This is a genomic window from Acinetobacter dispersus (assembly GCF_009884975.1).
GTDB lineage: Bacteria > Pseudomonadota > Gammaproteobacteria > Pseudomonadales > Moraxellaceae > Acinetobacter > Acinetobacter dispersus.
This window is the reverse complement of record NZ_CP041970.1, coordinates 1,248,058-1,269,756: the sequence shown is the minus strand read 5'-3', so window position 1 is coordinate 1,269,756 and position 21,699 is coordinate 1,248,058. Positions and strand designations below refer to the sequence as shown.

At 40.9% G+C, this 21,699-nt stretch carries 21 protein-coding genes and 1 pseudogene; 12 read left to right on the top strand and 10 right to left on the bottom strand.

The features are described from left to right. Positions 1-283: 283 nt before the first annotated feature. The 7 genes and pseudogenes from mtlD (at position 284) to FPL17_RS05710 (ending at position 7,822) form a co-directional block, all read left to right on the top strand. Positions 284-2,407 carry a bifunctional mannitol-1-phosphate dehydrogenase/phosphatase gene (mtlD, locus tag FPL17_RS05740; RefSeq protein WP_159883880.1) on the top strand — a complete coding sequence of 708 codons (2,124 nt, stop codon included), beginning with the start codon at positions 284-286 and terminating at the stop codon, positions 2,405-2,407. Between the two features lie 84 nt (positions 2,408-2,491). Further along, positions 2,492-3,115: a 2'-5' RNA ligase family protein gene (locus FPL17_RS05735; protein WP_159883878.1), complete on the top strand. Its 624-nt coding sequence runs from the start codon at positions 2,492-2,494 to the stop codon at positions 3,113-3,115. A gap of 2 nt (positions 3,116-3,117) precedes the next feature. Continuing rightward, complete coding sequence (cobU, locus tag FPL17_RS05730) at positions 3,118-3,636, top strand: bifunctional adenosylcobinamide kinase/adenosylcobinamide-phosphate guanylyltransferase (RefSeq protein ID WP_159883876.1); 519 nt, start codon at positions 3,118-3,120, stop codon at positions 3,634-3,636. A gap of 1 nt (position 3,637) precedes the next feature. Further along, a pseudogene (gene cobT / locus FPL17_RS05725) lies at positions 3,638-4,707 on the top strand (nicotinate-nucleotide--dimethylbenzimidazole phosphoribosyltransferase). Beyond that, the gene (locus FPL17_RS05720; RefSeq protein WP_159883874.1) at positions 4,697-5,302 is read left to right on the top strand and encodes a histidine phosphatase family protein; all 606 of its coding nucleotides are present in this window, start codon (positions 4,697-4,699) and stop codon (positions 5,300-5,302) included. The pseudogene cobT and the gene FPL17_RS05720 overlap by 11 nt, the downstream one beginning before the upstream one ends. 92 nt (positions 5,303-5,394) lie before the next feature. Beyond that, positions 5,395-6,978 carry a histidine-type phosphatase gene (locus tag FPL17_RS05715; protein ID WP_159883872.1) on the top strand — a complete coding sequence of 528 codons (1,584 nt, stop codon included), beginning with the start codon at positions 5,395-5,397 and terminating at the stop codon, positions 6,976-6,978. Between the two features lie 100 nt (positions 6,979-7,078). Beyond that, the gene (locus FPL17_RS05710; RefSeq protein ID WP_159883870.1) at positions 7,079-7,822 is read left to right on the top strand and encodes an adenosylcobinamide-GDP ribazoletransferase; all 744 of its coding nucleotides are present in this window, start codon (positions 7,079-7,081) and stop codon (positions 7,820-7,822) included. 61 nt (positions 7,823-7,883) lie between these two features. Here the strand turns inward: FPL17_RS05710 and FPL17_RS05705 are convergent, their stop codons facing one another. From FPL17_RS05705 to FPL17_RS05695, 3 genes are all read right to left on the bottom strand, one after another. Next, positions 7,884-9,347: a PepSY domain-containing protein gene (locus FPL17_RS05705; protein ID WP_159883868.1), complete on the bottom strand. Its 1,464-nt coding sequence runs from the start codon at positions 9,345-9,347 to the stop codon at positions 7,884-7,886. Between the two features lie 3 nt (positions 9,348-9,350). Then, the gene (locus tag FPL17_RS05700; RefSeq protein WP_159883866.1) at positions 9,351-11,462 is read right to left on the bottom strand and encodes a TonB-dependent receptor; all 2,112 of its coding nucleotides are present in this window, start codon (positions 11,460-11,462) and stop codon (positions 9,351-9,353) included. A gap of 73 nt (positions 11,463-11,535) precedes the next feature. Next, the gene (locus tag FPL17_RS05695) at positions 11,536-12,039 is read right to left on the bottom strand and encodes a hypothetical protein (protein ID WP_159883864.1); all 504 of its coding nucleotides are present in this window, start codon (positions 12,037-12,039) and stop codon (positions 11,536-11,538) included. Positions 12,040-12,158: 119 nt separating this feature from the next. Here FPL17_RS05695 and FPL17_RS05690 point away from each other — a divergent pair, with 119 nt between their 5' ends. Continuing rightward, positions 12,159-12,977 (top strand): AraC family transcriptional regulator, encoded by an 819-nt coding sequence (locus FPL17_RS05690; RefSeq protein WP_159883862.1) that lies wholly within the window; start codon positions 12,159-12,161, stop codon positions 12,975-12,977. Positions 12,978-13,001: 24 nt separating this feature from the next. On the opposite strand, the gene FPL17_RS05685 is transcribed toward FPL17_RS05690, so the two are convergent. The 3 genes from FPL17_RS05685 to FPL17_RS05675 all read right to left on the bottom strand — a co-directional run bounded on the left by FPL17_RS05685 (position 13,002) and on the right by FPL17_RS05675 (position 15,844). Further along, positions 13,002-13,604 carry a LysE family translocator gene (locus FPL17_RS05685; protein ID WP_159883860.1) on the bottom strand — a complete coding sequence of 201 codons (603 nt, stop codon included), beginning with the start codon at positions 13,602-13,604 and terminating at the stop codon, positions 13,002-13,004. A gap of 142 nt (positions 13,605-13,746) precedes the next feature. Then, complete coding sequence (locus tag FPL17_RS05680) at positions 13,747-14,838, bottom strand: 3-deoxy-7-phosphoheptulonate synthase (protein WP_004653380.1); 1,092 nt, start codon at positions 14,836-14,838, stop codon at positions 13,747-13,749. Positions 14,839-14,956: 118 nt separating this feature from the next. Beyond that, entirely contained in the window at positions 14,957-15,844 is an 888-nt protein-coding gene (locus FPL17_RS05675; RefSeq protein ID WP_151716744.1) for a sulfite exporter TauE/SafE family protein, read from the bottom strand. Positions 15,845-16,060: 216 nt separating this feature from the next. On the opposite strand from FPL17_RS05675, the gene FPL17_RS05670 reads away from it, so the two are divergent. Then, entirely contained in the window at positions 16,061-16,435 is a 375-nt protein-coding gene (locus FPL17_RS05670; RefSeq protein ID WP_159883858.1) for a hypothetical protein, read from the top strand. Between the two features lie 36 nt (positions 16,436-16,471). After that, positions 16,472-16,663 (top strand): hypothetical protein, encoded by a 192-nt coding sequence (locus tag FPL17_RS05665; protein ID WP_151716742.1) that lies wholly within the window; start codon positions 16,472-16,474, stop codon positions 16,661-16,663. A gap of 56 nt (positions 16,664-16,719) precedes the next feature. On the opposite strand, the gene FPL17_RS05660 is transcribed toward FPL17_RS05665, so the two are convergent. From FPL17_RS05660 to FPL17_RS05650, 3 genes are read right to left on the bottom strand one after another with little or no spacing between them, the layout of a single operon-like run. Then, positions 16,720-16,998 (bottom strand): DUF1634 domain-containing protein, encoded by a 279-nt coding sequence (locus FPL17_RS05660; protein WP_159883856.1) that lies wholly within the window; start codon positions 16,996-16,998, stop codon positions 16,720-16,722. Next, complete coding sequence (locus tag FPL17_RS05655) at positions 16,995-18,548, bottom strand: PepSY-associated TM helix domain-containing protein (RefSeq protein WP_159883854.1); 1,554 nt, start codon at positions 18,546-18,548, stop codon at positions 16,995-16,997. The genes FPL17_RS05660 and FPL17_RS05655 overlap by 4 nt, the downstream gene beginning before the upstream one ends. A gap of 2 nt (positions 18,549-18,550) precedes the next feature. Next, positions 18,551-18,844 carry a hypothetical protein gene (locus FPL17_RS05650; RefSeq protein ID WP_159883852.1) on the bottom strand — a complete coding sequence of 98 codons (294 nt, stop codon included), beginning with the start codon at positions 18,842-18,844 and terminating at the stop codon, positions 18,551-18,553. A gap of 248 nt (positions 18,845-19,092) precedes the next feature. Here FPL17_RS05650 and lpxB point away from each other — a divergent pair, with 248 nt between their 5' ends. Next, on the top strand, positions 19,093-20,271 hold the full coding sequence (gene lpxB / locus FPL17_RS05645) for a lipid-A-disaccharide synthase (protein WP_167515357.1): 1,179 nt from the start codon (positions 19,093-19,095) through the stop codon (positions 20,269-20,271). A gap of 42 nt (positions 20,272-20,313) precedes the next feature. On the opposite strand, the gene FPL17_RS05640 is transcribed toward lpxB, so the two are convergent. Continuing rightward, the gene (locus tag FPL17_RS05640) at positions 20,314-21,183 is read right to left on the bottom strand and encodes a DUF2797 domain-containing protein (protein ID WP_004653389.1); all 870 of its coding nucleotides are present in this window, start codon (positions 21,181-21,183) and stop codon (positions 20,314-20,316) included. Between the two features lie 37 nt (positions 21,184-21,220). On the opposite strand from FPL17_RS05640, the gene FPL17_RS05635 reads away from it, so the two are divergent. After that, the gene (locus FPL17_RS05635; RefSeq protein ID WP_151716737.1) at positions 21,221-21,682 is read left to right on the top strand and encodes a DUF6231 family protein; all 462 of its coding nucleotides are present in this window, start codon (positions 21,221-21,223) and stop codon (positions 21,680-21,682) included. The last annotated feature ends 17 nt before the right edge of the window (positions 21,683-21,699 follow it).

The window sequence follows — 21,699 nt, the reverse complement described above, 5'->3', positions numbered from 1 at the left end:
ATAATTCATTAAAAATATTATACTTTTCCACTTTATCTATCTATTTTATGATTGATGATTACTCAGGTAGATTGCATTTTACAAATAGATATTGGATGAAAAACAATCACTGTTTTATTGGGGATGCAAGTAATCTTTACAAATTTAGTAAACTATAGGCTGAAATAAATAATTTAAGGTTGTTTTTTAGTCAAATTTATTTCATTTATTGACGTTTTGGATTTTAACGGGATTTTTTATGTACCCTATAAAACGTCATAACAAGATAGATAAAGGAGTAAAGATGCTTATTTTTCATGATTATCCTGTTCAAGGAGCACTTTTTGACATGGATGGAACAATGTTTGATACCGAGCGCTTACGCTTTCAGACATTGAAACAGGCATCAAAAGAGCTGATTGGACAGGAATTTTCAGATGAATATTTGATGCAGTGTCTCGGCTTAAGTGCCAAAGCATCGGAGCAGCTGGCACAAAAGTTTTATGGGATGGATGTTCCTTATGCTGCCATTCGCAAACGTGCGGATGAAGTGGAATTGGAGTCAGTACGTAAAAATGGTGTCCCGATTAAAAAAGGTTTGGTTCAAGTTTTAGAACGTTTAAGAAAGTCTGGTCTAAAAATGGCAGTTGCGACCTCAAGTCGTCGAGCAATTGCAGAAGAATATCTAATTAATGCCAATGTTTATAAATTTTTTGATTTGTTGGTTTGTGGGGATGAAGTTGAAAAAGGTAAACCGCATCCAGAAATCTTTTTAAAAGCGGCACAAAAACTAAATTTACAACCGCAACAATGTCTAATGTTTGAAGATTCGGAAAACGGGATTTGTTCAGCCTATGATGCTGGCGGTATCACGATTTTATTCAAAGATATTAAAGAACCCAATGATCATATGCTCTCTAAAGCAAATTTTTACTATCAGGACATGTATGAGTGCCTGAATGCTTTGGATCAATATATTCCTGAAATGGGCATGCCACAATTACAAGAATTATTTCCGCAAAGTGTCAATCAATTGACTGTTGGGATCCATGGCTTTGGTGCCATTGGTGGGGGATACGTAGCACAGATTCTGTCTTATTGGGATGGTTACACACGCCCAAAACGGATTCTGGCATCAACCCGAAATCGTCTTTATTTGGAATCAGTGAATAGTTTTGGCAGCTATAGTATCCGATATGGCCAGTCTTCATATGATGAGCGTATTGATAATCTCACTGTGGTTGATGCTGACAATGAACAGCAGATGTTAGAGATGTATACGCAATCTAGCCTGATTGCACTATGTTTGCCAGAACAGGCAATTGAGTCCGAGGCGAAAACGATTGCGAAGGGACTATTGGCCCGTTTTATGTCAGCAGATGCAGACAATAATGAGCCCATTACCTTTTTAATTATTCTGAATAAAGTGTGCGCAAAGTATTTGGTCTTAAAACATATCCGTGAAGCCTTACTTTCCATGACGGATGAAGATATTGCAGAACATATTTTAAGTGAACATTATTTTTGCGATACCGTGGTCAATCGAATGGTGTCAAAACTGACGGATCAGGCCTTATATCGTCAGCTCAATATCAAGCACAATTTATTTAAACAATATCAAAATGATCTCAATCCAGAAACGATTGAACTTTCAGAGGAAACCGCTCTGACTGAAAAGCAAGAACAGCAGATCACTTACTGTTTAGAAGACATGCGTGGGCAGTTCCAAACAGGGCAATTCCTACAAAATATGGACTTGATCCTATTCCATAGTGAAATGGATATGCCGATTTACGTGGAAAATCGCAGTCCATTGTTGAGCAAAATGCGTCAGATGATTTTAGTTGATCAAATTTCTGAGATTCAAATCATTAAAAATCGGCTATGGAATGGCTGTCATGCCATGTTGGCGTGGTATGCCAGTGCACTTGGACATGAAACCATTGGTATCGCTATGGCCGATCCAAAAATCATGAAATATGCAGAGCAGGTGGTCAATGAGGTTAAATTGGGTTTGGCCAATATGATTCCCAACCAAGCGAAAGAACTGGACCGTATAGCGGAAAGTTTTATGCATTCTTGCCGAGCCGCCTATAAAGATCCATGTGAGCGTGTGGCTCGTGATCCGCTTAGAAAACTAAATCTGAATGAGCGTGTTTTAGGCAGTTTAGAATCTCATGTGCAGCAACAACTTCCTTACCAGAAGTTAATGCAAGGTGCAATTTATGGCTATGCCTATGCGCTGAAAATGCTTGAGCTGGACGAGATTAAGATTGTAAAACATGTCCAGACCAATATTGAGCATATGGACATCACTGAAAATCAGAAGAAAGCCTTATTAAACCAGCTCTATCACGGAATTCAGGCGGAACTCAATGATAATGCATTCATGTCACAGTTGGAGGAATTGAAACCTCTAACTGCATAAGTGGCAATGATCACAGTGAAAGTACCTTAACTTCTATCTGGGTTTATGTTTGAATAACACAACGTTAAACAGAATGCTGAAGTTGTGTTATTACAAGCAGAGACCCAATTGATTGCGACCAAAATACGCGATTATCCTGAATGGCATAAGGGTCGCTCAGATTATGGGCTTTGGTATATTGAAATTGATAAACCTGAATTGATTCAATATTTAGATGAAATCCAGACACAATTTTCAGATCTATTACTTCCTGCACAGCAACGCCAATATCACATTACTTTATTTGTTTGTGGTTTCTTGCAGCCTGTTGTTAAGCAATTCGACGATGATTTTCAGATTCAACAATTACAGCAGCAGATCAAGCTAATTGAAGCATTACAGCTCAAACCTTTTGAGCTTGAAATCACGCACATCGATAGCTTTAGTAGTGCTTTGTTCCTACACATTAAAGATCAGCAGGGTGTACTAGCACAAATTCGTCAGCAATTTGCCTATATTTCAGAAGAGATTGCAGCACTTGAATATTGTCCGCACATTACTTTAGGTTTGTATGGTGAAGCTTGGCCGAGTGATAGGGTATTGCAGCGGATACAACAACTTCCGCCAAGAACCATAAAGATTCAGGTCAAAAAACTGACTTTTGGCTATTATAAGGCACAGATTTTACAAGGATTACTGTATCCTTATCAGCAAATTGAACTAGGTTAGATATGTTGCAACTGATTTTAGGTGGGGCGCGCTCAGGTAAAAGTCGTTTGGCAGAACAAACTGCCAAAGAGGCAGGTTTATCGGTCATTTATATTGCAACGGCGCAGGCCTTAGATGCAGAAATGCAGCAGCGGATTGCCCATCATCAACAGCAACGTCCAGCTCATTGGCAAGTGATTGAAGAACCGATTTATTTGGCAGATCGACTATTGCAATGCGATCAAGCCGATCAGCTGATTTTGGTTGATTGCTTAACCTTGTGGCTGACTAATCTGTTATTGGCTGAAGACCCAGCCTTACAGCAACAACAGATGCAAAAACTATTCGAGGTCTTACCGCAACTGCAGTCTCAAATTATTCTGGTCAGTAATGAAACTGGGCTTGGAGTGGTACCGATGGGAGAAATCAGTCGTCGTTTTGTGGATGAAGCAGGGCGTTTGCATCAGACCTTAGGGCAACTTGCCAATAAAGTCATGTTTTGTGTAGCAGGCTTTCCAATGATTTTAAAAGATGAGAAATAACATGACTGAACAAGCACAATGGTTTTTAGCTGCAGTACAACAACCAGATTTAGATGCCAAACAACAAGCTGAACAACGTCAACTGCAATTGACCAAACCTACAGGGGCTTTGGGGAAACTTGAGCAGCTAGCCATTCAATTGGCGAGCTTACAGGGCACAGTACATCCTCAGATTCAACAACCTTGGATTACCATTTTGCAGGCGATCATGGGGTGGTTGCAGAAAATATTTCGGCTTATCCGCAAGCCGTGACCCGTCAAATGCTGCAAAATTTCGCCTCAGGCGGTGCAGCCATTAGTGTCATTGCCAAACATCATCATGCACATTTACAAGTGGTGGATTGCGGAACAGTGGGTGAGGTCTATGATTATGTAGGGGTTGAGCGCCATTGCATTCGTGCAGGTACAGCCAATTTTGCCCAACAAGCTGCAATGACCGAACAGGAATGCTTGGCGGCTTTACAACTGGGTAAAGACAGTGTTGATCGTGCCAAAGCTCAAGCTGCCGATATTTTTATTGCTGGTGAAATGGGGATAGGCAATACCTGTTCAGCTTCAGCACTGGCTTGTTTATTGTTGAATGAAGGTGCCGCACAACTGACGGGTGTGGGGACAGGAATTAATAATCAACAGCTGCAACACAAGGTCTCTGTTATTGATCAAGCAGTGAAACGACATCAAGCAGATGTTGCTGACGATGCTTTAAAAATCTTGGCTGCGGTTGGTGGTTTGGAAATTGCTGCAATGACCGGCGCTTATATCCGCTGTGCACAACTTGGTTTGCCAGTCGTGGTGGATGGTTTTATTAGCTCAGTTGCCGCTTTATGTGCGGTACGCATTCAACCCCACAGTCGCGAATGGATGCTGTTTGGACATCAATCGGCTGAATATGGCCATCAGCGCGTGCTAAAAGCCTTAGAGGCTCAGCCCATTTTAAATATGAATTTGCGTCTTGGTGAAGGCAGTGGTGCAGGAGCTGCATTGTCGATGCTGCAACTGGCTTGCGTGTTGCATAACCAAATGGCCACCTTTGCTGAAGCTGCGGTGACAGGTGATAAAGTTGCACCTTGATTTGCTGCGGCATGGTGAAACCACACTCAGCCACACCTTGCGTGGGCATCTTGATGATGCCTTGACTGAACAAGGTTGGTTGCAAATGCAATCCACCATTCAGCAGCAGCTTGATGCTCAGATACAGTGGGATGTGGTCATCAGCTCGCCCTTGCAACGCTGCCAAAAGTTTGCGGCAGAATTAGCCAAACAACTCGAATTGCCCTTACTACTCAATGCTGAAATCAAGGAAATGTATTTTGGTGATTGGGAAGGTGTTGCGACTCAAACTATTTATGAAACAGCACCTGAGCGATTGGCTAATTTCTGGCAATTTCCAACACAATATCATGCACCGAATGGGGAGTCGTTGAATCAATTCCAACAGCGTGTCATGCATGGTTTTAATGAAATTTATGTTCAAATGCAGCAACACAACTGGAACAAGGCATTGATTGTGACGCATGGCGGGGTGATTAAGTTGCTGACTTGTCTGGCCCGTCAGCAAAAGCTGGATGAACTATTAACCATGCCTGCGGAGTTAGGAAAATTATATGCTTTAAACCTAACCCAAGTTGACAATAAAATTCATTTTTCTGAAAAGACAAAGATCTAGCAGATTCCAGTATTTGCTTGGGTCATGTAATCGAACTGTCATTGCGACTGCCTATGATACATGGCATTTCTTGACCTATAAGCAAATCATTCATGAATATATTATTGAAAAGCAGTGTGTTATGCGCAAGCATTTTATTGGCAGCATGTAATAGCGACAATCACTCAGAATCGAAAAGACCCCCTGAAAATAACGCTGAATCAAAATATTATCAGACCAAAACTCCATACCAACCACAACAAGATCTCAAAAAATATGAAGCCATTCCGCAAGGCTTTCAGCCTGTATTTACTGAACTGGTTGCACGTCATGGCTCTCGCGGTTTATCCAGCATCAAATATGATTTAGCGTTGTATAACCTTTGGAAACAAGCCAAAGCTGAAAATGCACTCACACCTTTAGGTGAAAAGCTGGGGGCAGATTTAGAAAGCATGATGAAAGCCAATATTCTTTTGGGTTATGGGGTAGAGGGCATTCGTCAGTTTGGCTATGGTAACGAATCCATGACCGGTATTCAGGAGCATCGTGGAATTGCAGATCGCTTATTAAAACGCTTACCCAATCTATTTAAAGCTGCCTCGACCCAACCTGCTTCAATTTTAGTGCAAAGTTCAGGTGTAGACCGTGCAGTGGATAGTGCCAAGTTTTTTACCGCTGAATTGATCCAGCAGCAACCGCAATTAAAGGCACACATCACCCCAGTCTCATACACCAGTTTAGCCAGTAGCAGTGTGCCATCAATTGAAGATGGTGGGGTGGATCGTTTTAAGCTTTATTTTCATAGTTTGAATAAAGAGCAAGATTTAGCACAACCCTTATCCGCACAACAACAAGCGATTTACGATGCCAGCCAAGCCTATCAACATTTTGAAGAAGAGGATGCAGATCTGGTCAATAAGTTAAATGAGCTTACGAAAAATATTCGCGCTGAATTAGTGGCAAAGAGTGTATTGAATCCACTGTTCAAAGCCGAATTTATCCAAAAGTTGGGAAGCACAGGCTATGTATTTAGTAATACTGGTTCATACAGCGTCACTTCACCTAAAGGTGAAACCATCACTGAAAAAGGCAAGGGTAAAAACAGTATTGCCAGTGCTGTGGATGCGGCGGCCTATGTATATGAGTTATATTCAATATCAGGTGGTATGAAAACTGAACTGAAAGGTGTTGATTTTGAGCAGTATATGCCTGTAGATGCTGCAAAATTCTATGCTGAATTTAACGATGCCAATGATTTTTATAGCAAAGGGCCAAGTTTTACCGAATCGAAGAACGTCACCAGTGCAATTGCTCAAGGCTTAAAGCAGGACTTATTTAAACAAGTCGATGCGATTGTAGATCAGCAGCAAGCACATCGTGCGGTATTACGTTTTGCTCATGCCGAAATCATTATTCCTTTGGCGACCAGTTTAGAGTTGTACAATATGATGCAGCCTTTACCTTTACGTCAAACTTATAGCTACAACAGCAGCGCTTGGCGGGGTGAGCTAGTGTCACCAATGGCGGCGAATTTACAGTGGGATATCTATCAAGACAAGCAAGGCACAACCTTGGTGAAGATGTTCTATAACGAGAAAGAAACTTTGTTTAAGTCGAGCTGTAACTATGCACGTTATAGCAACAACAGTTTTTATTATGACTATTTGAAGCTTAAACAATGTTATCAAATTCAATAAACTAAGATATTCAGCCTTTTCATTTGGGAATCGCTTGCTATTCCCAATTTTATTTCTTCATAATTCAGGCATGATGAACCCGTTGTCATTGAGAGGTTGCATGACACCTTTTTGGATTGCCTTGCAGTTTTTGACTGTTTTACCCATTGAACTCAAAACGATGCCAAGCGCAAAGCAGAATGCTCAGGCCATGCTGTTTTATCCTTTGGTGGGTGTATTACTTGGTCTCATTTTGTTTGCATCTGCCATGTTATTGGCAAAGCTTCCGATCATCTTGAGCGCAGCACTGATTCTCGTACTCTGGATTTGGCTGACAGGTGGATTACATCTGGATGGTTTAGCGGATACAGCCGACGCATGGGTCGGTGGATTTGGTGATCCTGAAAGAACCTTGAGCATCATGAAAGACCCTGCATGTGGTCCAATCGGGGTGCTGAGTTTAATTGTCGTTTGCTTGCTAAAATTTGTTGCCTTATACGTTTTGCTTGAACAACAACTGGCTGCTTTTTTAATTGTCTTGCCCATGCTTGGGCGCAGTGTGCCAGTGTTTTTATTCCTCACCACGCCTTATGTCCGTGCTCAAGGCTTAGGGCGGTCTATTACCGAGTTCATGCCAAAAAAGAGACTTTGGATAGTTTTTGTCATTACAATAGCATTGCTTTGTGTGTTTAAATGGCTTGGATTAATTGCCTTACTGGTTTTTTTAGTGCTACTTTTTTATATGCGATCAGTATTTATTAAACGAATTGGCGGGATTACTGGAGATACAGTAGGCGCTGCAATTGAGCTGGCTGAAACTGGAGTGCTTCTCAGTGCTGTGATTACTTCGTTCTATATCATTTAAAAAAATTGATCACTTGGATTGGCGTGATCCTCCTGCAAACAGAAGGATCACTTTAACGATTTTAACGTTTACGCAGTTGAACCCAGAAACCCAACACAGCGAGTAAGGCAACCAGTGCTGCAATCGTAGCCAGAATGATATCTCGAAGCGTTTTATCTATCGGCAACCATGTCCATTTGTGTAAATAAGCAAAACTAAATCCTTCTAAGGCATCTTGTTGTGTGACCTGAGCTGCAATCACACCGCTGCTCGGTTCTATATACAGTCTGAGTTGATTCTCTAACAGGGTCTCAACCTTGATCACGGGTAAGCGTTTGTTGATAAACCCATATTCTCCTCCAAAACTTGTCACCCATGAGGCCTGTTGAACTTGTTCTGGTTGTAAAGCTAAATAGCTTGCGGCTAATTGTTTGCTTTGTTCAAGAATATCAAGCGCTTTACCATTACCTGCATCTACAAACTGAATCGCGGGAGCAGCTGCTTTGGTCGCGTGATGATCATGCATTTTGCTTGCCGCCGTCATGCTGCCTTGTAAAGGGCTTTGTCCGACAGCTTGAATCATCCATGCAGCACGAGTATGTGTTTGGCTAAAGGTGGTGGGTACAAGATCCAGACGCTGAATGGGCTGCTGAGTGACCTGCTGCCATGCTTCGGTACTTAGATCAGCTGTATGAAAAACAGGTTGAATGTTTTTAATATCGGGCTTTTTTTGCCAGATATGATAGAAACCACTGAACACCCAAAGCAGAATAAAGACACTTAAACTGATACCTAAATAGCGATGTAGAAAGCGGATCGGTTTTTGCCCTAGACGGTGATTGCGGCGATTATGAATCTTAAAGAATAAGCCAATCCCCATAAAAAGCATGCACAGTATGCCAATCAAAGCCATTTGCATGAGAATAGTTTGACCTGTCCAAACTTGATCACCCCACGTCCAGGTATGACCTAAGCGGAATATTTTTGTCATCCACATCTTTTGATCATTAGACAGTGTGGCCAGTCGTGCTTGTGAAGGGTCTATATAGGCACGTAAACCATTTTGAAAATCAACACGCCAAACAGGCAGTAAACGATTAACGCTCGGATAATCATCACTGAATGTGGTGATAATTTGACTGGATACGATTTCCTGATGAGAGAGACCCGTGTACCAGCGCGCTATACGCTCGGCATCTTGTTGTTCGGCATTAACCAGCAATTGACCGGTCTGACTATCATAGTATTCAGCAATCTTTCGGTTGGGCTGTAATATGCGATAGGCAATCTGCTGATTTTCTAATTCAATCACCTGTAAGGCTGAAAATTGCGCGATTTGATGTTGCTTCAGAACATCCGTTGCTGCTAAGGCATGTGTTAAATCCAGTTGTTGAGATGGAGGTATCCGTTTCACAGGCTGAGGTTGTGTTGCACTCATCATCGGATGCAACACACCTGTTAAAGACCAAAGTAAAACGAGAACGCCCAACACCATCCCAAAACTACGGTGTAAAGACAGTAGTTTTTTCAGTTGTTTGGCATTCATTGCTTATTTCCCAAAATGGTAACGTAAACCTAATAAATAGGTTCGTGGTGCAGCGGGGGTATAACTGACTTGGTTATTACTAAATGAGGTACTTTCCGCATAATGCTGATCTGTGGCATTCAGGATTTGCCCATAGATCTCATAAGCATTTTTACGGTAATTGGCACGTAGGTTGAGCAAAGTATGACCATCATACTTTTCCGTGTTGGCATCATTGATCCAGTAAGCGCCGACATAAACCGCTTCTGCAGAAAGTAATAGCTCAGGTATTGGCTTGATCTGGTATTCAAGCGTACCAAATGTTTTCGGCGCACTCGGCATGGTGTTGCCGCTATAATCTAAAACACTCGACGGTTGAAACTGCTGATACTCATGTTTGGCCACACTGCCTGAGAGTTTTAAGCGCTGATCATATAAATCACTGAGCTTCAAGGTTCCTCCAATTTCAATTCCCTGATGTAAGGTTTTACCTGTGTTGCGTGGTTCGCGTGTGTTATCTGGCTTGGTATAGCTAATCACTTCATCTTCGCCTTCTAAGCGATATAGGGTGATTTCACCGTCTAAGCGATCATCCAATAATTTAAAACGCAGACCTGCATCGATGTTATTAAATGTGGCTTCTTTTAAGTCTGGTGTCACCAAATTTGCACCGTATAAACTGCTCACTTCGGGTGGTACAAAGCCTTGCGACCAGTTGCTATAAAGATCAATTGCTGGCGTGATGTTCCATACAAAACCGACTTGAGGGCTGGCTTTATGAAAATCACGTTTTTCATTCGGTGCGCCTGTGGTTTTTGATGGGGTTAATTTATTTTCATAGTCATAACGAATCCAGTCATAGCGTGCACCACCGACTAAATTTAAAGTCGGTAACACTTGCCAATTGGCTTGCGCATAGAGGGCTTGGTTATTGACGTCTACCTTAAAGTCGCGCAAGCGCTGGCGTTGTTGATAACCGGTATACACCAAGGTATTCGGGTCTCGGAACACCTGAATATCATTGGTTTTGGCTTGGTTGGGTGAATGGTCCGCCATCGCACCAACAATCAGTTTGACCTGATCAAATGTAGCCGAATGCTGCGCATTTAAACCATAGGACTGAAAGGTGTTATAGGTAGTTTGTCCACTATAAGTGCCTGTCGGTTTGCCATTTTTAACATCGGTACGGATGTTATAACTTGGGTTTTGCTCGGTGGCATTGTCTCGATAATATAAGGTAACTTGGCTTTGCTGCTGATCATTCCATTGATGGCTAATTTGAGAAGAAAGCCGTGTGGCATCAACTTCACGATAGGTAAAGGTTTGGTAGCTGTATCCAGGGCGGTTGCGATAATCGTCCAGATTTAAACTACCGGTCATATCCGCTTTTAAATGGTTATAGCTGACAATATTTTTGATTTGTGTGGCATCAGAGATGTGCCAGTCATGTCTGAGCGTCACACTCTGTTTATTGCTTTCAGCGTGGTCTTGCCAGCTATCACCACGATCACTGGCATAGGCAGAAAGTCTTAACCCATGCTCACCCCATTCGCTATCAAAGATATTGGATGCACCGACATCGATACGGCGATATCCTTCAGAACTGGCACTGATGCCAAGATCGGCTGTGGGTGTAGTACTCGGTGCTTTGGTGAGAAAATTAATGGTTCCACCAATCGCATTGCTGCCATATAAGCTACTGGCAGGGCCACGTAAAATTTCAATGCTATCAATACCCGCTAAATTCATTTCATATAAGGCATTGTGGTTAAACACACCCACAGGACGAATCGAAATACCATCTTCTAAATATTGATAAACGGCTGCTGTGGTAATCGGTTGGCGAATGGACATCATATGCTGTTCATTGCCCAAGTCATTCATTAACACGCCTGGGGTTTGATTCAGCACCTGTCCAATAAAGGTTGCATGTTTATCTTCAATGTCCTTGCTATTAATTTTACTTATCGCAGCAGGGGTATTATTAATCGATTCACCTTCACGACTGGCGGTGACAACAATGGTGGCTAAGGTTTCGGTGGTATTAGATGGCACAGTTTCAGCAAAAGTAGCAGAACTATAGCCAACAGACAGGCACGCAGCCGCTAATACAGACAAACGGAATTGAGTATTCATTTTGAACTCTATAAAAAGCAAGAACTAAGGACGTACCAACGTTATTTACGGGGCACGAAGTAAAATTTGCGATTTATAAAGCGAGTGGCGGGGCTTGTTTGATTGGAAAAATATAGAAGATGCGGGCGATGTGCAGATCTTCTGTCCACGTATGGCACAGGCAGCGAACGCGACTGAACCAAGCCAGTAGAAATATAATAATGAATGCAATAAGCGGGACAATCGCAGCGGCATCTAAACCATGTGAGCATAAAGGACAATGCTTCATGATTTGGCCCGCCAGTGCATATACTTGTTGTGCATATTCACTGAGCTGAGTATGTTTGGCGTGTTGTAGCTGCGGTCCGTGATGCATGTCGTGCATGCTATGTTGATGATGACTTGAATGTGTCTGTGACATCAGCGAGACATTTTGAATCTCTGTGACTTGGCAATGGCTTGGCATTGCATAAAGTGCAGGTACGATGCCTGTATGGACCATCGTTGGTAAGAAGATATGCCAGAGTAAACAAAGCAAAGTTATCGCGCCGAAACTGGCACGCCACTTAAGCAAATGTTGACGAAAACTGGACTTCATATCAGCGATACGTCGTAGGAGAAATGTGGCAGCAGTATAATCAAAAAATGACTTATAGATCAAAGCAAAATTAAGGTATTCTGAGACTGCTGAATTCAATAATTTATAGGCAGATCAGCGTGTCAAAAATAGTAAATCATTCCGATTGGATTGTGCGGGCTTCTGATAGTGATCGCTTGGAACGAATAGAAGCTTTCTTTTCTGATCATGCATATGAACCGCACCAACATGATACTTTTGCGATTGGTCGTACCTTGTCTGGTGTACAAAGCTTTCATTATCGTGGTGAGGTTAGACATAGCCAGCATGGCATGACCATGGTATTGCATCCAGATGAAAAACATGACGGTAGTGCAGGGACTCAAGAGGGTTTCCACTACCGAATGATGTACGTTGAACCTGCATTGATTCAAAAGATCATGAAAGGCAAGCCGCTGCCTTTTTTCAAAGATGGGCTGAGTGATGATCCACGGCTTTATCGAGTCACCCACACACTTTTGCAAAATATGCAGGATCCATTGGATCTTTTAGAAGAAGAAGATGCTTTATATGACTTGGCGACAACCTTGTATGAAGTTGCAGGTCAGCCAGTACGTGCGCGGCAACGCTATGATTATATTGCGGCGGAGCGTGCTAGAGAGTTTATACACGCTTCACTGGGTCAGAACATCAGTTTGGATGATTTAGAACAGAATATCCAACGTGATCGTTGGAGCCTTTCTCGTGATTTTAGACTGCTATTTGGCACCAGTCCGCATCGTTATATGACCATGCGTCGGCTAGATATCGTGAAAAGGTGTTTGATGTATGGAGAGTCGCTGACACAGGCCGCCATCATTGCTGGTTTTTTTGACCAAAGCCATATGACTCGGCATTTTAGCAAAGCTTTTGGAATTACCCCAGCAAGATGGAAAGAGATTTATACACATCAGAAATAAGCTGTGCTTGCGACTAAAAATGCTTTAAATAAGATGCATACCTTTTAAGAAATCACTCAACATAAATAGACCTGAAATAATTAAGAAGATACCCAGTATTTTATTCAGATGATTGAGCCAAATCGGATTACTCAAATTTTTGCCAATTACTGTTCCAGCAAATGAATAAAGCAACGGAGCACCCGCTGCACCAAGAGAAATGAGTAAAGATACAATCAGAATCAAGCTGCCAGTAATATGTGCAGCAGGGTACATAATGGTAGTGACAGGTAAAATCACCAAAATTGCTTTCGGATTCAGGCTTTGAATCCAGAAACCATTCCAAAAGTTGAGGCTTTTGTGTTGGGTTTGATCTGTTTTTAATTCTGTATGCGCTGTCATCATTTTATAGGCGATATAAAAGGTATAAAGCGCCCCGATCAAGGCAATAAAATGCAAATACGCATGGGGAATCAATGCTGCACCAGCATAACCAAATACAACAAATAGCATCAGCATAGAACAACCCACACCAGCAAAAAAGCCCAATGTTCGAGTGAGCTGTCCTGTTAGCCCAGCATTTAATCCCATAAAGTTTACAGGACCAGGGCTGTACATCACACTTAATGTATAAAGAAAAATTTCCATGATCAACCTAAATGAATCAATAACAAAGGATGATCAAAATAGGGCAAAGTGCCATGGGCTGTATTGTACGTTTGTGCAAGCTAGCTGAATTGACGAACAAAAAAATAGGCTCATAAGAGCCTATTTTTTTGTGAAGATCGAATTAACGTGTTGGTAAGACGTCTTTCAATGCTTCATGCATTTCGAGTAATGCTTTTTCTGTGGTTTCCCAATCGATACAGCCATCAGTCACTGACTTACCGTATTCAAGATCACAAAGGTTTTCAGGAATATCCTGACGACCACCTTTTAAGTGACTCTCCACCATGATCCCAACGATTGATTTGTTACCATCAAGGATTTGTTCCGTGATGTTTTTCAAAACCAAAGGTTGTAAGTACGGGTCTTTGTTTGAGTTGGCATGACTAGTATCAATCATGATCTTGTTGCTGACTTTAGCTTTTGCCAAAGCTGCTTCAGCTTCAGCAACTGAAGTTGCATCATAGTTTGGCTTGCCATTACCACCACGTAATACCACGTGCGCATAAGGGTTGCCTTTAGTATTGATAATCGCAACTTGACCATTTTCATTCAGGCCTAAGAAGCTGTGACCATGTTTAACAGATTGCATCGCATTGGTCGCAACGGTTAAACCACCATCGGTACCATTTTTAAAGCCAACAGGAGATGATAAGCCTGATGACATTTCACGGTGAGTTTGGCTTTCCGTGGTACGTGCACCAATCGCAGACCATGAAATCAAGTCTTGATAGTATTGTGGTGAGTTTGGATCAAGTGCTTCAGTCGCACATGGCAAACCTTTTTCATTCAAATCAATGAGTAATCCACGGCCGATATGTAAACCTTTTTCAATATTGAAAGAGTCATTCATGTCAGGGTCATTGATTAAACCTTTCCAACCGACTGTGGTACGTGGTTTTTCAAAATAAACACGCATCACCAAATATAAGGTGTCTTTTACTTTTTCGCTGAGAACCTTGAGGCGATCAGCATATTCATGTGCAGCTTTAGGATCGTGAATCGAACAAGGGCCAATCACCACAAACAAGCGTTTGTCGTTGCCATCTAAAATGTTACGTACAGTTGCACGTCCTTGTAACACAGTTTGAGAAGCAGCATCAGATAAAGGGAGGTCAGCTTTCAGTTCAGCTGGGGTAATCAAAGTTTGAATGCTTTTAATATTAACGTCGTCGATATCTGGCTGAGAAACTGGATTTGACTGTAGAGTATTCATTGCTGTCACAAATTCAATCGAAAGAAAAGGTTATTTTGTCTACGAATATAGCATGAAATGCCGATTGATTAACTAGCGAAAAGCATAATTTATGTAGAAATAATCGGCATTACAACGCTTAAACAATTGTTGTTACGTGCTTTGTTTGCTGAACCACAACCGCTTGATGTGTTTCAACTGGCTTTGGCTTCGCCTTAATTGGGTTCACCATGAAGTTCACCCCCAAAGCAAATAGGGTAATGCCTAGAATTTTACGGATTAGTCGTTCTGGCATACGTGAGCTGATGAGTGTACCGACAATAATGGCTGGAATTGAACCCACCAACAGCCACATCAACAGGGTAAAGTCGACATTACCTGAGGACATATGACTTAGACCAGCAACAGCTGTCAGTAATACCGCATGTACCACGTCTGAACCAATGATACGGATCATAGGAAGGTTCGGGAACATAAGCACTAAGGCCATGATACCGAAAGCACCTGCACCCACAGAAGACAAAGTCACAAAGATACCGAGTACAACACCCATAATGACAATGTAATGACGTTTGTGTTGCAATGCATGTTGTTCACTTTCCATATCCGCTTGTTCACGGTTACGGAACTTGTCAAAGAACTTTTCTATCTGTGCACGGAAAACAATTGAAATACCAGTCAAGGTCAACATAAAGCCCAAGACCATGGTCAATACCGCTTTATAATGGGTAGATTGACTTAAATAATGTTCAAGAACCCAAGAGGTTGCGAATGAGGCTGGAATACTTCCCAAAGACAGCCAAAGTACAATTGGCCACACAATATTCAGTTTTTTGGCATGAACGACTGAACCACAGAATTTAGAAATTGAGGCATAAAGTAGATCAGTACCAATGGCGATATGTGGTTCGATCTTAAACAGACTGATCAGGATTGGGGTCATCAATGAACCGCCACCGACACCTGTAATACCGACACAGAAGCCAACCAATACCCCAGCCATAATAAATTCTATAGGACCAAACATCGACAATATGCCTAATTATGCAAAAATCAGCATATCTTATGCTTTTTTTAGATAACTCGTTGTGATGAATAATGATTTACTTATGCAAAAAAAGCTAAAGAGAACCAAATTTTCGGCTTTTTAGATCGTATTTTATTCAGATTAGCTTGCTTTATGCGCTGTAATTGGTTTATTTTGAGATTTATACACGGATTGTATGTCTGATCATTTCACCTTATGTCTATTTTCATTCGAAGCCTCATTTCATTGCTTATTGCTATGTGTTTTATCACCAATAGCTATGCAATGGCTGTGTCTATGAATGAAGAGAGTCAATCTGCCGTAGCGCACGTCATTTCAAATCATGCTGCAATGTCTGATTGTGGAATGCCTACGATGACTAAGCATGACCCTATGGACAGTGGCAAAATGGATACATCACACTGTCAAAAGAGTCTGTGCTGTGTCGCTGCAACTTTTGAACATAGTCATCATTCCATTGAACGAAGCATACAATTAATTAAAACAGTAAATTCAGCTTATGTAGATCAATTGACTTTAGGCATTTATCAGTTACCTTATCGCCCTCCAAATCATGTCCTGGTTTTATAAATTCAAATTTCTTATTTATATTTAAAGGACATGATTATGTTTAATATTAAAACCTTATTGCTTTCAACGCTTCTATTGGCCACAACTGTACCTGCTTTTGCTGCAAGTGATTGTTGTAAGGAAAAAGAGGCCACCACAAAAAAAGAGTGCTGTGAAAAAAAGATGAAATGTTGTGATGACAAAGACAAAACTGCTTCTCAGGAAGACCATAGCCATCACGGGCATTAATTTCTAAGTAATAAAGCTATCCTTGGCAGAAGTTGAGGATAGCTGTTGTCGCAAAATCATTTTAGTTTTTTAGTGGGTCTAAGCTCATTCACTGATAACACCAAGATAAAGGTCACAGGTGTAGCAAAAATCCACCAACTAATGAATCCAATGGAATTACCATATTCTAAACAAAGCAGGCTGCCAGCCAGCAACAAGCAGAAATAAGCTAAGACTTTCAGATGTGTTTGATAGTGAATGAAAATCTGTTGTTTTGCTTTGTTGATCTGCTTGGAACTGCATTTATACAGCAACAGCATCCCGATCAACGTCAGTATAAGACTCAAAATAATCATGCTTTAACCTCATTTTTGGCTAATTTCGCTTTGATTTTTTGAGCAGATTTCACTTGAATCGGCTGAATATTCCTAAAAATAAACACAGCAAATAGGGCGCAGACCAATAGAAATAGATCAATCCGTAAGAATATCCAATAGCTGTGTAAATCGGTGATGAGCTGATGTTGAATTAAGTACACCAAGTTATAAACAGGCAGAGCCAAAGCAATCAAGCCGAAAATGCAGATCTGTGATTTCCATAAATATTGTTTTTTGGTCAATAAAGCGATGATAAAGCTCAGTCCCCATATACTGAAAAAGGTATAAATTTCATAGTTGGGTGTGGTTTCAGTGATATGGGCCAATCGATTGGCGAATAGATAGCCGAGCATTGCCATAGGAAGGCCGACAAAGGCTGCAACATTTAAACGATCCACCAAATAATAGCCAAAGTGGAATTGATCAGATTTGTTTTGAATCTGACGTTTTAAGCTCCAGAGCAATAGGCCAGAAGCAATCATTAAGCAGCCTAAAATTCCCGAACAAAAGAAAGCGAAGCGCAGTATCGGCTGTGCGAATGTTGCCATATGGAGACCATAAACACCCGAGTGTAGGGTTGCAATTGCACTATTATTACGGGTATTTCCTAGAATTTTTCCTGTACCATCAAAGGTAATTTGTGCCTGATTTAATGTGATCGATCGATCTTCTAATTGTTTAAAGGTAATGATGGCTTGGTCGGTATTGGGGTTTTTAACTTCAATTGAAGCCAAAGCCTGTTCACCCCATTGTTGTTTTACTTTTTCTAATAACGTGTTGATTGGCAACATTTCAGCTTTATTAGGAGGTGTGTCGGTCGTTGCTTGGTTCACTGTTCTGATTTCAGTAAAAAATTGTAATGGATTGTCTGGATAGACCTTTTTCATTCCCCAAGGCAAATATAGATAAAAGAAAATCGCCAAGCCTGTGAAGGTAATGGTGAGGAAAAATGGGAGTGCCAACACAGAAGAAACATTATGAAAATCTAACCAAGAACGCTGTGATTTAAAGGTTCTAAGGGTAAAGAAATCGGTAAAAATCTTTTTATGGGTGATGATGCCTGAAACCAAGGCAACTAACATGATGAATGCTGCGAGGCAGGCAATCAATCGCCCAACCATGATAGGCACGCCATAGAGCTGAAAATGAAAATTGTAAAAGAAATCTCCACCTTGAGTTGCAGAGAGTTGAAGCTCTTTACCCGTATTGGCATCTAAACTACGGCTTTCATAGCCACCACTGGCTTTCTCCCAATACATTTTATTGACAGGCTCTTCGTGATTGGCAATATTGAGATACCATGATTTTGCATCAGTCGCATTCTTAGCTAAATAATCCGTTGCTGTACGAATAGCAATGTCTTGATTAACTTGATATTGAGCCAGTTGCGGTTGCATCCATAGATTAATCTGATGGCGATAATATGAACTGGTACCCATTAAAAAAATGGCAAATACAAGCCAGCCAAAAATTAAGCCTGTCCACGCATGCAACCATGCCATTGATTGACGAACGCCTTTATTTTGCATTTTTAATTTAAACCTACAGATAAGCCAAACAAAGCACCTGTCAAAATCAGGCTGATCACAGTGAGTTTGAGTAATGAGTTTGCACAAAAACTAATGATGATGAACCCTAAATAAAAGAGGGTTGCAATAAATGCGGCCAGATAAACGGCTTCCGCTTTATCTAAAACCACTGTTAATAACATGGTTAGGCTAATACTTAAATACATCATACAGAGATAGCCAAGAACAAAGCTCAGCACAAAACGATAGAAAATGCTCAGTCGATAGACAAGCGGAATAGATGCAGATTTAGCCATAAAGGGTCTTGAAGCGGAAGAAGGGAGAAATAAATCACATATGGAAATGATTCTTGTTTATATTAAATCTTCGCTGAATTTCAATCAATTCTTCATTCATCGTAAATCTAGATTGTATTTAGAATAATAAATGCCATCTCAGATAATATTTGCTGTTCACCAATCATGAACAAATTGCATTATTTCTAGTGATTCGGTGTAAAATCATTCTGTTAGAATCATTTAAATATTTCAGTGGGGCGTGGGTCTTGTTAAAGCAAAAACTAAAAATTGGTATCGTGGTGGGGGAAGTTTCTGGAGATACTCTAGGAGTGAAACTCATGCGTAGTTTTCGCGAACAAGGTATTGATGCTGAATTTGAAGGAATTGGCGGTCCGCAAATGATCGCAGAGGGATTTCACAGCTATTATCCGATGGAAATTCTTTCGGTGATGGGAATTGTTGAAGTCCTTAAAGATTTAAAAAAACTGTTTGCTGTGCGTGATGGTCTAGTTGAACGTTGGACAGAGCATCCCGTTGATATCTTTATTGGTATTGATGCACCCGATTTTAATTTACGCTTATCTAAAACCATTAAAGAGAAGCAGTTACCGATTAAGACTGTACAATATGTCAGTCCATCTGTCTGGGCATGGCGTCAAGGTCGTGTACATGGTATTAAGCGTAGTGTTGATTTAGTTTTATGCTTATTTCCATTTGAAAAAACCTTTTATCAGAATTATGAGGTTGCCGCTGCCTTTGTTGGGCATCCATTGGCAAAGCAACTACCTTTAAAAAATCCAATTACTGAAGCCAAGCACCAATTAGGTTTGTCTGCGCATAAAACCCATATTGCTTTATTACCAGGAAGTCGCCGTGGTGAAATTGAACGATTGCTGCCATTGCTCACGGGTGCTGCTGAAATTCTTCATCGAAAACATCCTGATCTCGAGTTTTTAATCCCTGCAATTAATGATGCGCGCAAGCATCAGATTGAACAGGGCATTCAAAACCTAGATACGAGTCTGAAATCTAAAATTCACGTACTTGAAAATAGCGATGCCGAATCAAAAATTGGCCGTATGGTGATGAATGCCAGTGATATTGTGGCTTTGGCTTCTGGTACCGCGACTCTTGAAGCGATGTTATTGCATCGTCCAATGGTGACTTTTTATAAATTGAACTGGCTGACCTATCTGATTGCGAAATTCATGGTCAAAATTCCATACTACTCATTGCCGAATATCATTGCAGGCAAGAAAGTAATTGAGGAACTGATTCAGGCCGATGCAATGCCTCAGCATTTAGCCACTGAAATCGAAAAATTAATGGATCATGAAACGGCGCATATTCAAATGATGCAACATTTGAGCATGCATAAACAGTTGATCTCGGGTAATACCGAAGATCCAGTACAGGCGATTCTCAATTGTCTGAATGCAGGCTAAATAAAAAGGTGGCGATTAGGCCACCTTTTTTATGCATATGCTTCAGGCACGAAGGATTAGTTCATAACCTGTATATTTACGAATATTGATCACACCAATATCAAATAATAAGTATTGACCTTTAATCCCTTGCAACACACCTCGAATTTTTGGGGTTTTATCCAAATTCAGCGATTTAATCTTTTCAGGATAATGCTCAACGGGATAGATAAATTCACGTGGTGTTTCATCTTCCAAGAATTCCAAGCTTTCGTTAAATTCTAGGTTCTGATTGAATTCTTCACGGATGCTTTGAATTTTCGGAGCGAATTCTTCAAGAATTTGATCACGTTGCTCAAGCAGATTTAAAGGTTCAGCTTCACCTTTCAGCAATTTGCGCCAGTCGGTTTTATCTGCGATTTGTGTACCAATTAAAGTTTCCAAATGCCCAGACAAACGACGTGAACCAACTTTCATGATGGGTAAAGCTTGCGTTGCACCTTGGTCTAGCCAACGTGTCGGCATATTGACGATACGGGTAATCCCAATTTTTAAGGCGCTTGAGTTGGCTAAATAAACAATATGTGGCTGGAAACAAACATCATGTGCGAACTGGTCTTCACGACAGGTTCCCAAGTGATAATGGCAGGTTTCAGGCTTCATAATACAAAGATCACATTCAGCTTTTGTTTTAAAACATTTAAAGCAGTGACCTTGTGAATAAGACTTTGGTGTTTTTGCGCCACAAGAGGTACAAAAGATATTGCCAGTCCATTCGATCTCAATTTCTTGACCTAAAACAAAAGGAAGGTCAGTTTCTGAACGATCTAATATAAATTTATATTCAACATTTGCCTTGCTTGTTGATTGATCAGTTACACTATGCGTTTTGAGCGCTGCATGCATTTTATGACAAATGCCTTGTAGTTCCATTAATAAACTCTCATCTTTTCAATCAAGGGTTGCAGTTATGGCTGAACAAAATGTCATCACTTCTATGCTAGACGATTTATCTCAAGAACAGCCCATTCATACTGCACTTTGTATAGGTCAGCAGATTGACCAAAATGCTTCAATTCAATGGCATTATTTTAGCGTAACTGACTTTTTAAGTCTGCCATTTACGCAGCGTTATGATTTAGGTTTTGTATTATTTGATACAGAAGAAATGCAAAACCTCACTGAAACGCAAAAAGCACAGTTGTTGGTGAAATTACGTGACCTGATGGCCAAACGGATTGTGGTGGTTAGCAAATTAGATGATGAGAAGCTATTGCGTTCGCTTGGTTTCACTCAGCTGATTGATAAAACCCAACATGACCGTGATTTTGCCTTGTGGCAATTCAATATTTTAACCTATAAGCATGTACCAGATTGGTTTAACTCCAAGTTCTGGGCAAATCCAGAGAACTGGAATAAATTCCGCTGGTAAGTCCTTAAATGTCTATA